Origin of the sequence: Streptomyces sp. 2A115, from assembly GCF_052245575.1 — a bacterium.
Taxonomy (GTDB): domain Bacteria; phylum Actinomycetota; class Actinomycetes; order Streptomycetales; family Streptomycetaceae; genus Streptomyces.
The window spans coordinates 21,955-34,992 of sequence record NZ_JBQQCG010000088.1 but is presented as its reverse complement, the minus strand read 5'-3'; the positions used below and the strand labels follow the sequence as shown (position 1 = coordinate 34,992).

Below are 13,038 nucleotides of genomic sequence, written 5' to 3'. Positions count from 1 at the left end.
ACCGGTGCGCGCCGTCACGCCTTGAGGTCCGCCTTGTCACCCATCACCACGACCGGGTGCTGGTCCGGGTCGAGGGTACGCAGCAGGTACTCCATGCCGGACTTGGACAGGCTCACGCAGGCTGACGTACCGCTGCCATGGTCCATGTGCAGCCAGATGCTGCCGCCTTTGGCCTGGCCTTGGGGTCGGGTCGGGTCGTTCGGCGAAGTGCCCTTGACGCGGTTGTAGTCGACGGCGATGACGTAGTCGAAGTCGTTCCAGTGCGACTTGGCCCAGTAGTGCGGGGCCTGGAAGCCCGCGGACTGCGTGTACGGGAGCTTGGCGCCCGGATCCGCGAGGACGCCGCCCGCGTCGCTGAGGGTGAACACGCCGACGGGGCTGCGCTTGTCGCCCTCCTGATGGTCGGTGGTCCAGCCCTTCTTTCCGTTGTGCCCCTCCCAGCTGCGGGTCTGGTCCCAGGTGGAGCCGGACTTGGTGTAGAGGACGATCGTGGAGTCCGCCGAGTTCTTGCCCTCCCCGTAGACCGCTACGACCTGGCGGGAATTGGCGGGGATCTGCTTTTGCAGCTTGTCGCCGACATCGGGGATGCGCTTGAGGTCGACGGTGCGTGCCTGCGCCTGACCGGTCCGGTCGCTCGGCTGCGCGTCGCTCGCGCGACCGCTCCCGCTCCCGGTGCCGCCGTCCGAACCGCCGCAGGCCGCCAGGGAGATCAGAAGGGCACCGCAGGCCGCAGCCGCGGCCTTCGTGCGCATCGCACCGCCTATTCGCATGCGTTCCATCGTCGCACCACGATCCGGACGATTGCGCCCGGCCCCATGACTTCCCGGCCATATCCGGACGGTCCGGGCCGAAACTTTGCCCCGCGGCGGAAAATCGTTTGCCTGCGGGCACTCTGTGACGCGAGCCTTTCACGGTTTGTTGCCTCCCCCCACCCCGTTCTACGAGCCCCCTGGGACGTCATGCAGATTCAAGACCTTCCGTATCCCGACCCAGGTGTGCCGGACGCTCGCTCTGGCTCCCGGTTCCTGGTGTGGCTCGGCCGGAATCAACTCCGCGGACAGCTGAAGTCCCTGGCCTGGGGCCTGCTGCACTTCATGTCCGTGTCCGCACTGCCCTTCTGCGTCGGCCTCGCCATCCAGGCCGTGGTGGACCGCTCCGGCGCTCGGCTCGGCCTGGCGGGCGGGCTGATGGCGCTGTGCGGAATCGGCATCGCGCTGGGCGACACCATGCTGCACCGCACCGCGGTCACCAACTGGATCACCGCGGCCGCGCGCGTACAACAGCTGCTGGCCCGCAGGACCGCCCTGCTCGGCTCCGCGCTGACCCGGCGCGTGGCGGCCGGTGAGGTCGTCGCGGTGTCGACCGGTGACGTGGAGAAGATCGGCTGGTTCGTGGAGGCCGTGTCGCGGTTCACCGCGGCCGCGGTGACGATCGTGCTCGTCTGTGTCGCCCTCGTCGTCTACGAGCCGGCGCTCGGGATCGTCGTCGCCGTGGGCGTGCCCGTCCTGGCGCTCGCCGTGCTCCCGCTGCTGCCCCGGGCCACCCGGCGCGCGGACTTCCAGCGCGAGAAGGCGGGCCGCGCCACCGAACTGGCCTCGGACACCGTCGCAGGCCTGCGCGTGCTGCGCGGCATCGGCGGCGAGGAACTGTTCCTGGACCGCTACCGCCGTGCCTCTCAGGAGGTCCGCCAGGCAGCCGTGCGCAGTGCCCGTATGTGGTCGCTGATCTCCGCGATCCAGGTCCTGTTGCCCGGGCTGCTGCTGATCGCGGTCGTCTGGCACGGCGTGAACCTGGCCCAGGAAGGCCGGATCACCGTCGGCGAACTGGTCACCGTGTACAGCGCCGTCATGCTCCTCAGCTACCCGCTCCATCACTTCGAAGAGATCGCGATGGCCTACTCGTTCTCCAAGCCGTCCGCGAAGCGCGCCGCCCGGGTGCTGTCGCTGGAGCGGGCGACGGACGGCGAGGGGTCGCGCGAGGCCGTCGTGCCGACCGGAGATCTGTACGACCCCGCCACCGGCATGCTCGCGCCGGCCGGGCGACTCACCGCCGTGGTGTGCGGTGACCCGGACGCCGCGGGCGTGCTGGCCGAGCGGCTCGGCGGTCACGCGGCGGACTCCTCGGAGCTGCCGTCGGCGCTGGTCGGCGGCGTACCGCTGGACGAACTGCCGCTCGACTCCGCCCGCACCGCCGTCCTCGTCCAGGACAAGGACCCGGTCCTGCTCTCCGGCAGCCTGCGCGAACTGCTCGACGTGCCCGCCTCCGGTGACGTCAGCGCCGAGGAGGCGCTGGCCGCCGCACAGTGCGGCGACGTGCTGGACGCGCTCGCCCAGGGGTCACTGAACGCCGACGACCCGATGGACGCCCGGATCACCGAACGCGGCCGCTCCCTGTCGGGCGGCCAGCGCCAGCGTCTCGCGCTGGCCCGGTCCCTGCTCACGGACCCGGGGGTGCTCGTCCTGGACGAGCCGACGTCCGCCGTCGACTCGCACACCGAGGCGCGGATCGCCGACGGGATCCGCTCCCTCCGGCAGGGCCGTACGACAGTGGTCTTCACCTCGTCGCCGCTGCTCCTGGACCACGCGGACCGAGTCGTACTCGTCCACGAGGGCGAGGTCGCTGCGGTCGGTGTGCACCGCGAACTGCTGCACAGCGAATCCCGGTACCGGGTCGTGGTGACACGTGAGCCAGACGACAACACCGACAAGGCCACGGCGCACGACACAGCCCGCTTGAAAGGCCTCGCGGAGCTGGCGGACGAAGACATGTCAGAGCTGGAAGAAATCGAGGAGACCGCATGATCGGCGTGGCGCCACCGGCCTACGACCCGGCGGCCCCGACGACCGCAGAGACCCTGCCCGTCGGCGCCCCCGAAACCGTACGCGCCTACGTGGCCGAACTCTTCCAACGTCACCGCCGGGCCTTTCTGCTGCTCATCACCGTCAACACGGCCGCCGTCGTCGCCTCGATGGCAGGCCCCTATCTGCTGGGCTCCCTCGTCGAGCGCGTCTCCGACGGGGCGGCTGCGGCGCGGGAACTGCACCTGGAACGCACCGCCGCGCTGTTCGTCCTCGCTCTCGTCGTCCAGTCCGTGTTCGTACGGCAGGTGCGGCTGCGGGGCGCCATGCTCGGCGAGCGGATGCTGGCCGACCTGCGCGAGGACTTCCTCGTGCGGTCGGTGGGGCTGCCGCCGGGCGTGCTGGAGCGGGCCGGGACGGGCGACCTGCTGTCCCGGATCACCACGGACATCGACCGGCTCGCCAACGCCATGCGAGAGGCCGTGCCGCAGCTGGCCATCGGTGTGGTGTGGGTGGCCCTGCTGCTCGGCGGGCTCGTCGTGACCGCTCCGCCGCTCGCGCCCGCCGTGCTGGTCGCCGTCCCTCTTCTCGTGGCCGGATGCCGCTGGTACTTCAAGCGCGCGCCGTCCGCCTACCGCTCCGAGGCCGCCGGTTACGCCGCCGTGGCCGCCATGCTCTCCGAGACCGTGGACGCCGGACGCACCGTCGAGGCGCACCGTCTGAGCGAGCGCCGCATCGGCCTGTCGGACCAGCGGGTCAAGGAGTGGACCGCCTGGGAGCGCTACACGCTCTGGCTGCGCTCGGTGCTCTTCCCGGTCATCAACATCACGCATGTCACAGTCCTCGGCTCGGTCCTGATGATCGGCGGGTACTTCGTCCTGCAGGGCTGGATCGGGGTGGGCCAGCTGACGACGGGTGCCCTGCTCGCGCAGATGCTCGTCGACCCGGTGGGCCTCATCCTGCGGTGGTACGACGAGCTTCAGGTCGCCCATGTCTCGCTGGCCCGCCTGGTCGGTGTCCGCGACATCGAGCCGGACGCCGGTGACGAGTCGCTGGCCCCGGACGGGCGTGACGTGCACGCCGACGAGGTCCACTTCGGCTACCGCGCGGGCGTCGACGTCCTGCGCAAGGTCTCCCTTGAGGTCGCGCCGGGCACCCGACTGGCCCTGGTCGGCCCGTCGGGCGCGGGCAAGTCCACGCTGGGCCGGCTGCTCGCGGGGATCTACGCACCCCGGGAGGGACGGATCACGCTGGGCGGCGCCGAACTGTCCGGAATGTCCGCCGAACGAGTCCGCTCCCACGTGGCGCTGGTCAATCAGGAACACCACGTGTTCGTGGGCGCCCTGCGCGACAACCTGCTCCTCGCCCGCGCAGGTGCCGACGACACCGAGCTGTGGGCCGCCCTCGGCGCGGTCGACGCCGACGACTGGGCGCGGGCACTTGACGACGGTCTGGACACCGAGGTCGGCTCGGGCGGGCTCGCCCTCACGCCGGCCCAGGCCCAGCAGATCGCGCTCGCCCGGCTGGTGCTCGCCGATCCGCACACCCTCGTCCTGGACGAGGCCACCTCGCTCCTCGACCCGCGCGCGGCCCGGCATCTGGAACGCTCTCTGGCCCGCGTCCTCGACGGCCGCACCGTGGTCGCCATCGCCCACCGGCTGCACACCGCCCATGACGCGGACATCATCGCCGTCGTCGAGAGCGGCCGCATCAGCGAACTGGGCAGCCACGACCAGCTGGTCGCCGCGGACGGCGCGTACGCGGCCCTGTGGAGGTCCTGGCACGGGTAGGCGAGCGTCCACGCTGCCCCGTTCGTACTTGGTCCGGCCTGTGCTCGGCCGGACGGTGCACGCGGCGGTCCGCCGGTGTTCAGGCGGGCCGAGGTCGCGCCGTACCGGGGTCCCGGCCTTGGCCTGTGCCCGCCCTTGTTGAGCGGGCCGGGTCCGCGGCCGGGCTCCGTGGCGTTGCGCTGTGCCGATGAGGGGTGGAAGGCTGGATGTCGGCACCGGTTCGGGGAACGCCCAGGAACCACCCGGTTCCGCATGCTCCGCATGTTCTGTATGGGCAAAGCCTGGACCGAGCGGCCCGCGCGCCCGCCGCCGAGCGCGGTGACAGCGGGCCGGCCCGCACCACCTGGAGGTTCCCGTGGACAGCGCCGACGGATGGGGAGACGACGTCTACCAGCCCGATGGATCCGAGGTTCAGGATGACGCGGGGCTGCTCGACGCCGAGGACACCCTGGAAGCCGACGGCGTGAGCGACCCCCTGGACCGGGGCTGGTCGCCGCCGGAGCGGCCGTGGGCGGTGGAGCGCCGGGACGTGACCGCGGCGGAACGGCATCGCGGCGAGACCCTGGACGAACGCCTCGCGGAAGAACTGCCGGACATCGCGGCCCCCGACGGAGACGGCATCGGAGACTCCCCGGACTCGGACGGCGAACCGCTGGACAACGAGGTGGGCGCCCTCCGCTCCGGCCGTCTCGTGGCTCCCGACGAAGGCGCCCACGAGGACGAGGAAAGCGGGCTGATCGCCACCGACGTGGGCATCGACGGCGCCGCGGCCTCGGCGGAGGAGGCCGCCATGCACATCGTCGACGAGGACTCCCTGCCCGGCTGACACCACCGGTTCCCCCGCCCTGTCCGCACACCCACGCCCCACGCAAGGAGCACCCATGCAGCAGGACAAGCACCCCGACTACCGCTCCGTCGTCTTCCGCGACCGCGCCGCCGGTTACGCCTTCCTCACCCGGTCCACCGCGATGAGCGACCAGACGATCGACTGGGACGACGGCCAGACGTACCCCGTCGTGGACGTGGAGATCTCCTCGGAGAGCCACCCCTTCTACACAGGCAAGGCGCGGACCGTGGACACGGAAGGGCGGGTCGCCCGCTTCGAGAAGCGATACGGCAGCGCGGGCCAGGGCTCCGGCGGAGGCGACGCGGCGTGATCCGGCCCGGAGGGGTACTTCCCGTCGGCCGGAGACCAAGCCGGAGAATGGGTGCCGTCGGCCGGAGTCAGGGGCGTTCAGGCCTGCTCGGCGGGCGGCTGAACCCGCCCGCCTGACGGCGGCGGAGCGGGCCGGTCCGGCGCGGTCGCTCAGATGAAGTTGAGCGCGGCCGCGCAGCCCACGCCGCCGAGCACCATGAACGCCGGCATCAGCACCTTCAGCTCGACCCAGCTGCCCGCCCTGAACCGCATCATCTTGGGCGGCCCGATCGGATACCAGCGCTTGCGGCCGACCGGTATCGGCCACAGGATCGGGCAGCCCGACACCGTCAGCGCGTCCCCGATGTCGTGCACCAGCGCGCCGAGGACAACCGCCAGTCCGAGCCAGAGGTACTCCTGGCCCGGTTCCGTGAACAGCCAGTCGGAACCATTGCCCGGCTTGTCGAGTACTCCCGCCAGGATCCAGGCACTCGTCGCGGCGAGCAGCCAGACCAGGACGTCGGCGCTGGAACCACGCGTCGCCCGCCACAGCAGCCCCTCGATGGCGAGCACTATGTGCACGAAGAGGATGGCCAGGACCCCCCAGCGGTCTCCCGTGATCGCGATGACCGACGTTCCCGCACCGATCAGCACCGCCCACAGCCAGGTGTGCGTCAGGGTGCGGTGCCCGCCGGAACGGCGCGGGTCGCCCGCCTTCTTCGTCCCCTTGTAGACGGCGTACGAGAGCTTGTCGACGATCTCGCACAGGCCCCGCGACAGGGGTCCGAAGGCCCGCGAGATCGTGGCCGCCTTGTGGTCCAGATCCGGAGCGAGCGCGGCACCCGCGCAGATCAGCGCGCCGACCAGAAGGACCGGCCAGGGCATCGTGTGACCGGCGGCGGCCGCCGCGGCTCCGACGCCCAGCCAGGCTGCCGCCCCCGACAGTGAGTGTGCTGGTCCCATCATCGCCGTACCCCGCCCCATTCCTCTTGTTGTCAAAGTCCGTTGCCCGCGTGCGCTTACGCTGCGTCGGCGCCACAGCGTAGCGTTCGTGATCTTCGGCCTCGCAGCCGATTCCCTCATCGGGTGGGATCACAGGCAAGATGGGGGTGTGACCCTTATCGATCAGCTGCCGCAGACCGCAGATCCCGACGCCCTCTACGAAGCCTTCGAGTCGTGGGCCGTGGAACGCGGTCTCACGCTCTACTCCCACCAGGAGGAGGCGCTGATCGAGGTGGTCTCGGGTGCGAACGTGATCGTGTCGACACCCACCGGCTCGGGCAAGAGCATGATCGCCGCCGGTGCGCACTTCGCGGCGCTCGCCCGTGACGAGGTCACCTTCTATACGGCTCCGATCAAGGCGCTCGTCTCGGAGAAGTTCTTCGAGCTGTGCAAGCTCTTCGGCACCGAGAACGTCGGCATGCTGACCGGCGACGCGTCCGTGAACGCCGACGCCCCTGTTATCTGCTGCACCGCGGAGGTCCTCGCGTCCATCGCGCTGCGCGACGGCAAGCGTGCCGACATCGGCCAGGTCGTGATGGACGAGTTCCATTTCTACGCCGAGGCCGATCGCGGCTGGGCCTGGCAGATCCCGATCCTCGAGCTGCCGCAGGCGCAGTTCATCCTGATGTCGGCGACGCTCGGCGACGTGTCGATGTTCGAGAAGGACCTGACCCGGCGGACCGGTCGGCCCACTTCGGTCGTCCGCTCGGCGACCCGGCCTGTACCCCTCTCCTACGAGTACAAGCTGACCCCGCTCACGGAGACGCTCACCGAGCTGCTCGAGACCAAGCAGGCGCCCGTCTACATCGTGCACTTCACCCAGGCCCAGGCGGTGGAGCGGGCGCAGGCGCTGATGAGCATCAACATGTGCACGCGCGAGGAGAAGGACCAGATCGCCGAGCTGATCGGCAACTTCCGTTTCACCACCAAGTTCGGCCGCAACCTCTCCCGTTACGTACGCCATGGCATCGGTGTGCACCACGCCGGCATGCTGCCCAAGTACCGCCGTCTGGTGGAGAAACTGGCCCAGGCCGGTCTGCTGAAGGTCATCTGCGGTACGGACACGCTTGGTGTCGGCGTCAACGTCCCCATCCGCACCGTGCTCTTCACGGCCCTGGCGAAGTACGACGGCAACCGTGTGCGGACGCTGCGCGCGCGGGAGTTCCACCAGATCGCGGGCCGTGCCGGGCGGGCCGGCTTCGACACGGCGGGCTTTGTCGTGGCGCAGGCTCCTGAACACGTCGTGGAGAACGAGAAGGCCCTCGCCAAGGCGGGCGACGACCCGAAGAAGCGTCGCAAGGTGGTCCGCAAGAAGGCTCCTGAAGGCTTCGTCGGCTGGACGGACAGCACCTTCGAGAAGCTCATCTCCTCCGACCCGGAGCCGCTCTCCTCGCGCTTCCGGGTCACGCACACGATGCTTCTGTCGGTGATCGCCCGGCCCGGCAACGCCTTCGACGCGATGCGGCATCTGCTGGAGGACAACCACGAGCCGCGCAAGCAGCAACTGCGGCACATCCGGCGGGCGATCGCCATCTACCGCTCGCTCCTCGACGGCGGCGTCGTGGAGAAGCTCGACAAGCCGGACGCCGAGGGCCGCATCGTGCGCCTCACCGTCGACCTGCAGCAGGACTTCGCCCTCAACCAGCCGCTGTCGACCTTCGCGCTCGCCGCGTTCGAGCTTCTCGAGCCCGAATCCCCTTCGTACGCCCTGGACATGGTGTCCGTCGTCGAGTCCACGCTGGACGATCCTCGGCAGATCCTCGCCGCCCAGCAGAACAAGGCCCGCGGTGAGGCCGTCGCGGCGATGAAGGCGGACGGCGTCGAGTACGAGGAGCGCATGGAGCGGCTCCAGGACGTGTCGTACCCCAAGCCGTTGGAGGAGCTGCTCTTCCACGCGTACAACACCTACCGCAAGAGCCACCCATGGGTCGGCGATCACCCGCTGTCCCCCAAGTCCGTCATCCGCGACATGTACGAACGGGCCATGTCCTTCACGGAGTTCGTCTCCCACTACGAGCTCGCCCGGACCGAGGGCATCGTGCTGCGCTACCTGGCGAGCGCGTTCAAGGCCCTCGACCACACCGTCCCGGACGACCTCAAATCCGAGGACCTGGAGGACCTGATCGCCTGGCTCGGCGAGATGGTGCGCCAGGTCGACTCCAGCCTCCTCGACGAGTGGGAGCAGCTCGCCAACCCGGAGGTAATGACTGCCGAGGAGGCCCAGGAGAGGGCTGACCAGGTCAAGCCGGTGACCGCCAACTCGCGGGCCTTCCGTGTCCTCGTCCGCAACGCCATGTTCCGCCGCGTCGAGCTCGCCGCCCTCGACCACGTCGAGGAACTGGGCGAGATGGACGCCGAGTCCGGCTGGGACGCCGATACGTGGGGCGATGCGATGGACAAGTACTGGGACGAGTACGACGACCTCGGCACCGGCCCCGACGCGCGTGGCCCCAAGCTGCTGCAGATCGAGGAGGAGCCGCAGAACGGCCTGTGGCGCGTCCGCCAGACCTTCGCCGACCCGAACGGCGATCATGACTGGGGCATCAGCGCGGAGATCGACCTCGCGGCCTCCGACACCGAGGGACGTGCAGTCGTCAAGGTCACCGACGTCGGCCAGCTGTGAGCACAGGAGAACGCGACGCATGACGAACCCAGCGGAACGACTTGTCGACCTGCTCGACTTGGAGCAGATCGAGGTCAACATCTTCCGTGGCCGCAGCCCGCAGGAGTCCCTGCAGCGGGTCTTCGGCGGGCAGGTGGCGGGCCAGGCCCTGGTGGCCGCGGGCCGCACCACGGACGGGGAACGGCCCGTGCACTCACTGCACGCGTACTTCCTGCGCCCGGGCCGCCCGGGCGTACCGATCGTGTACCAGGTCGAACGGGTCCGCGACGGGCGGTCGTTCACCACGCGCCGCGTCACCGCCGTGCAGCAGGGCCGCACGATCTTCAATCTGACCGCCTCCTTTCACAAGCCTGAGGAAGGGAGCTTCGAGCACCAGTTGCCGCCGGCCCGTGAGGTCCCGGATCCTGAGTCGCTCCCGACCGTTGCTCAGGAGGTCAAGGAGCATCTGGGCACGCTCCCCGAGACGCTGGAGCGCATGGCCCGGCGCCAACCCTTCGACATCCGCTACGCGGACCGGCTGCGCTGGACCCCCGAGGAGATCGAGCACGCCGAGCCGCGCAGCGCCGTGTGGATGCGCGCCGTGGGGCCCCTGGGCGACGACCCGCTCGTCCACACATGCGCGCTCACGTACGCGAGCGACATGACCCTCCTGGATGCCGTCCGTATCCCGGTGGAGCCCCTCTGGGGCCCGCGCGGTTTCGACATGGCTTCCCTGGACCACGCCATGTGGTTCCATCGGCCGTTCCGCGCCGACGAGTGGTTCCTTTACGACCAGGAGTCGCCGATCGCAACGGGCGGCCGGGGTCTGGCCCGGGGCCGGATCTACGACGTGGAGGGACGCCTGCTCGTTTCCGTCGTCCAGGAAGGCCTGTTCCGCAAGCTCCAGGCCTGACGGGTCACGGGTTTCTGCGGCGCAACCAGCTGAGGAGGCCCCGCGGACGTGCTGGCTCCTCGATCAGCTGAGGTTTCTCGATCAGCTGAGGTTCCTCGACCGTCTGTCGCTGGTCGACCGTCTGCCGCTGGTCGATGAAGTGCCGCTCCTCGGCGGACCGTGGTCGGAGACTCGTGGCCGGAGGCTCGGGCCACGGTGTCGGTCGTGGCGCGGGCCGGTGCTCCCGCGCTTCCTTGAGTTCGTTCGCCAGGTCCGACCGGAGCCAGCTGATCTCGTCCGGGTCTTCCGCCGTCATGACCCGGGCGGCAACGTGGGCGGCAGGCGAATCAGGCGCACCGTGGGGCGTCTGTTCGGGCCTGAAACGGTTCATGTAGGCGCGTTCGTACGGATCCGCGACGATCTCCGCGACCTGCGCGGGATCGAGCAGGGACGCCATTGCCGCGGCGCGCGCCCAGGGGTCCTCGGTCTGCCGGAGCAGGAACCCCACGTGCCGTCCCCGCCAGTTCCGGGCCCGCAGGTCCAGGCCCGCGTCCAACTGGTCGCGCAGCCCTTCGGGCGTACGGCCGCTCAGCAGCGGGGCGTTGTCCTCGCTCTCGGCGAACTGTCGCAGTTCCTCAGCCAGATAGCGCCATACCACGGCCCTGTAGCGGTTCAGATAAAAGGTGACGGGCGTGACGAAGCCCAGGCGCGCGAACCGAGTGAACCGGGCGGTCGTCACATCCATGAGGGCCGCGCCCTCCGAGGTGCCGACCGTCTTGACGCGTTCTCGCAGGGCATCCGGGAAACCGCTGCCGGACCTCACCCGGTCGATCTCCGCGCGAGCGACGCGGCGGCCTGCGCCGCCTTCGTCCGGGACGGTTCGGATACACCCGAGTCGTACGGCGAGGTCGAACTCACCCCGTTTGAGTCCCAGTTCTCGCGCGGCGCGGCTCTGCGCGAGTGACGGCCGAGCTGCCGTGGCGGCAGCCGGGGTCACGGTGGGCATGGCGGTCTGCGTGATGGTGTTGCCGGACATGGCGGTTCTCCCCCGTACAGCGATGTGCACTTGCGTGCCCTTGCTTCGAGAAAAACCGTAGCCGTTTGCCACGCCTCGCGCCGAGCCTGTGGATAACTTTGGCCCAGCGGCGTCTGTGCAGGTCAGAGATCTATCGAGGGTGCGTGTTCCGGCTGCCGGGCATCGACGTGGAGGTGTTCGCCGACACGGTTGACGAGCAGCGTCATCTCGTAGGCGACCTGGCCGATGTCGGCCTCCGCAGCGCTGAGCACACACAGACAGCTGCCGGTGCCGGCCGCCGTGACGAAGAGCACCGCGTCATCGAACTCGATCATCGTCTGGCGTACTTGACCCGCACCGAAGTGGCGGCCCGAACCCTTGGCCAGGCTGTGCAGACCCGACGAGACGGCGGCAAGGTGTTCGGCGTCCTCGCGCCTGAGTCCCGCGCTCGCTCCGGTCACCAGTCCGTCGTTGGACAGCACCAGCGCATGTCGTACGTGCTCGACGCGCTGGGTCAGGTCGTCCAGCAACCAGCCAAGTCCCTGGTTCTCAGCCATGATCCGTCTCCCCGTGGATGTGTGACTCCCCCTGGCCGGGGGACCTGATCAACCACCCTTCCCCACCACCGCCGTGCGGGCAAGGAAGATAGAGGCATGGCACAGAAGATGACTGATGAGGAATGGCGGGCATTCGTCTCGCAAGGAACTCGCACCGGCAAGTTGTGTACTGTCCGGGCCGATGGGAGCCCGCATGTGGCGCCGATCTGGTTCGTGCTCGATGGCGATGACCTGGTCTTCAACACGGGGAAGGACACTGTCAAGGGGCGGAATCTGGCCCGGGACGGCCGGGTCTCCCTGTGCGTGGACGACGACCGGCCGCCGTTCGCGTTCGTCGTCCTGCAGGGGCGCGCCCGGATCTCGGAGGATCTTGATGACGTCCGGCTCTGGGCCGGACGGATCGGCGGCCGTTACATGGGCGAGGAGCGGGCCGAGGAGTTCGGTGCCCGCAACGGCGTGCCCGGCGAACTCCTCGTACGCCTGAGGATAGAGAAGGTACTCGCACAAGCCGACGTCGCGGACTGAGCGGGCCCTTCGCGTCAGCCTGCGGGCGTCTCGTCAGACTGGCCATGGAGCGTCTCGTCAGACGGCTCCAGGGCCTCTCGTCATCCGACCGAGTCGAGCAGCCGGGCGGTATGCATCCGCCCGGCGTACTCGACGAGACGTATCAGCACTTCCTTTCCCGAGTCGCGGTCACGGGCGTCGCAGAGCACCACGGGTGTTCCCTGGTCGAGGTCGAGGGCGCGTGACACTTCGTGGGCGCCGTAAGCACGCGCGCCCGTGAAGCAGTTGACGGCGACCACGAAAGGGATGTGCCGGTGCTCGAAGTAGTCGACCGCGGGGAAGCAGTCCTCGAGCCGCCTGGTGTCCGCGAGGACGACGGCACCCAGGGCCCCCTGCGACAGTTCGTCCCACAGGAACCAGAACCGGTCCTGTCCCGGCGTACCGAACAGGTAGAGCGACAGGCCGGACCTGATGGTGATGCGGCCGAAGTCCATGGCGACGGTCGTCGTCACCTTCTGGTCCACTCCGTCGGTGTCGTCCACCGACTGGCCCACCTCGCTCAGCAGTTCCTCGGTGCGCAGTGGCCTGATCTCGCTGACGGCGCCGACCAGGGTGGTCTTGCCCACGCCGAATCCGCCGGCGACGAGAATCTTCAACGCCAGGGCGGCCGTCTCCCCGCTTGTGGCGTCGGAGTCTTCGGAGACCATCGATCACTTCTCTCGGGAGTGCCGGCAACGGTCGAC

12 protein-coding genes are annotated in these 13,038 nt (G+C 69.5%); 7 read left to right on the top strand and 5 right to left on the bottom strand.

The window, feature by feature from the left end; genetic code table 11:
* Nucleotides 1–14: 14 nt before the first annotated feature.
* Nucleotides 15–770: a hypothetical protein gene (locus tag ACTWQR_RS45665; RefSeq protein ID WP_443233234.1), complete on the bottom strand. Its 756-nt coding sequence runs from the start codon at nt 768–770 to the stop codon at nt 15–17.
* Nucleotides 771–959: 189 nt separating this feature from the next.
* On the opposite strand from ACTWQR_RS45665, the gene ACTWQR_RS45660 reads away from it, so the two are divergent.
* From ACTWQR_RS45660 to ACTWQR_RS45645, 4 genes are all read left to right on the top strand, one after another.
* The gene (locus ACTWQR_RS45660; protein ID WP_443233222.1) at nt 960–2,801 is read left to right on the top strand and encodes an ABC transporter transmembrane domain-containing protein; all 1,842 of its coding nucleotides are present in this window, start codon (nt 960–962) and stop codon (nt 2,799–2,801) included.
* On the top strand, nt 2,798–4,588 hold the full coding sequence (locus ACTWQR_RS45655; RefSeq protein ID WP_443233221.1) for an ABC transporter ATP-binding protein: 1,791 nt from the start codon (nt 2,798–2,800) through the stop codon (nt 4,586–4,588). The genes ACTWQR_RS45660 and ACTWQR_RS45655 overlap by 4 nt, the downstream gene beginning before the upstream one ends.
* A gap of 355 nt (nt 4,589–4,943) precedes the next feature.
* A complete protein-coding gene (locus ACTWQR_RS45650) occupies nt 4,944–5,414 on the top strand; it encodes a DUF5709 domain-containing protein (protein ID WP_443233220.1) in 471 nt (156 codons plus the stop codon).
* Nucleotides 5,415–5,469: 55 nt separating this feature from the next.
* Nucleotides 5,470–5,745: a type B 50S ribosomal protein L31 gene (locus ACTWQR_RS45645; RefSeq protein WP_443233219.1), complete on the top strand. Its 276-nt coding sequence runs from the start codon at nt 5,470–5,472 to the stop codon at nt 5,743–5,745.
* A 149-nt stretch (nt 5,746–5,894) separates the two neighbouring features.
* Here the strand turns inward: ACTWQR_RS45645 and ACTWQR_RS45640 are convergent, their stop codons facing one another.
* The gene (locus ACTWQR_RS45640) at nt 5,895–6,689 is read right to left on the bottom strand and encodes a metal-dependent hydrolase (RefSeq protein WP_443233218.1); all 795 of its coding nucleotides are present in this window, start codon (nt 6,687–6,689) and stop codon (nt 5,895–5,897) included.
* Between the two features lie 145 nt (nt 6,690–6,834).
* Between ACTWQR_RS45640 and ACTWQR_RS45635 the strand changes: the two genes are divergently transcribed.
* Entirely contained in the window at nt 6,835–9,348 is a 2,514-nt protein-coding gene (locus ACTWQR_RS45635; RefSeq protein ID WP_443233217.1) for a DUF3516 domain-containing protein, read from the top strand.
* Nucleotides 9,349–9,367: 19 nt separating this feature from the next.
* Nucleotides 9,368–10,240, top strand: a complete 873-nt coding sequence (locus tag ACTWQR_RS45630; protein ID WP_443233216.1) for an acyl-CoA thioesterase — start codon at nt 9,368–9,370, stop codon at nt 10,238–10,240.
* Between the two features lie 4 nt (nt 10,241–10,244).
* Here ACTWQR_RS45630 and ACTWQR_RS45625 read toward each other — a convergent pair whose 3' ends face one another.
* Nucleotides 10,245–11,255 carry a DUF6397 family protein gene (locus ACTWQR_RS45625; RefSeq protein ID WP_443233215.1) on the bottom strand — a complete coding sequence of 337 codons (1,011 nt, stop codon included), beginning with the start codon at nt 11,253–11,255 and terminating at the stop codon, nt 10,245–10,247.
* 122 nt (nt 11,256–11,377) lie between these two features.
* Nucleotides 11,378–11,791 carry a roadblock/LC7 domain-containing protein gene (locus ACTWQR_RS45620; protein WP_443233214.1) on the bottom strand — a complete coding sequence of 138 codons (414 nt, stop codon included), beginning with the start codon at nt 11,789–11,791 and terminating at the stop codon, nt 11,378–11,380.
* Nucleotides 11,792–11,887: 96 nt separating this feature from the next.
* Between ACTWQR_RS45620 and ACTWQR_RS45615 the strand changes: the two genes are divergently transcribed.
* Nucleotides 11,888–12,316 carry a PPOX class F420-dependent oxidoreductase gene (locus tag ACTWQR_RS45615; RefSeq protein WP_443233213.1) on the top strand — a complete coding sequence of 143 codons (429 nt, stop codon included), beginning with the start codon at nt 11,888–11,890 and terminating at the stop codon, nt 12,314–12,316.
* Nucleotides 12,317–12,396: 80 nt separating this feature from the next.
* Here ACTWQR_RS45615 and ACTWQR_RS45610 read toward each other — a convergent pair whose 3' ends face one another.
* Nucleotides 12,397–13,002: a GTP-binding protein gene (locus tag ACTWQR_RS45610; protein WP_443233212.1), complete on the bottom strand. Its 606-nt coding sequence runs from the start codon at nt 13,000–13,002 to the stop codon at nt 12,397–12,399.
* Nucleotides 13,003–13,038 lie beyond the last annotated feature (36 nt).

Coding starts and splice junctions, on each gene's coding strand:
- ACTWQR_RS45655 (WP_443233221.1), top strand. CDS start 2,798: ATGATCGGCGTGGCGCCACCGGCCTACGACCCGGCGGCCCCGACGACC.
- ACTWQR_RS45630 (WP_443233216.1), top strand. CDS start 9,368: ATGACGAACCCAGCGGAACGACTTGTCGACCTGCTCGACTTGGAGCAG.
- ACTWQR_RS45610 (WP_443233212.1), bottom strand. CDS start 13,002: ATGGTCTCCGAAGACTCCGACGCCACAAGCGGGGAGACGGCCGCCCTG.
- ACTWQR_RS45665 (WP_443233234.1), bottom strand. CDS start 770: ATGCGAATAGGCGGTGCGATGCGCACGAAGGCCGCGGCTGCGGCCTGC.
- ACTWQR_RS45620 (WP_443233214.1), bottom strand. CDS start 11,791: ATGGCTGAGAACCAGGGACTTGGCTGGTTGCTGGACGACCTGACCCAG.
- ACTWQR_RS45640 (WP_443233218.1), bottom strand. CDS start 6,689: ATGATGGGACCAGCACACTCACTGTCGGGGGCGGCAGCCTGGCTGGGC.
- ACTWQR_RS45660 (WP_443233222.1), top strand. CDS start 960: ATGCAGATTCAAGACCTTCCGTATCCCGACCCAGGTGTGCCGGACGCT.
- ACTWQR_RS45615 (WP_443233213.1), top strand. CDS start 11,888: ATGGCACAGAAGATGACTGATGAGGAATGGCGGGCATTCGTCTCGCAA.
- ACTWQR_RS45625 (WP_443233215.1), bottom strand. CDS start 11,255: ATGTCCGGCAACACCATCACGCAGACCGCCATGCCCACCGTGACCCCG.
- ACTWQR_RS45645 (WP_443233219.1), top strand. CDS start 5,470: ATGCAGCAGGACAAGCACCCCGACTACCGCTCCGTCGTCTTCCGCGAC.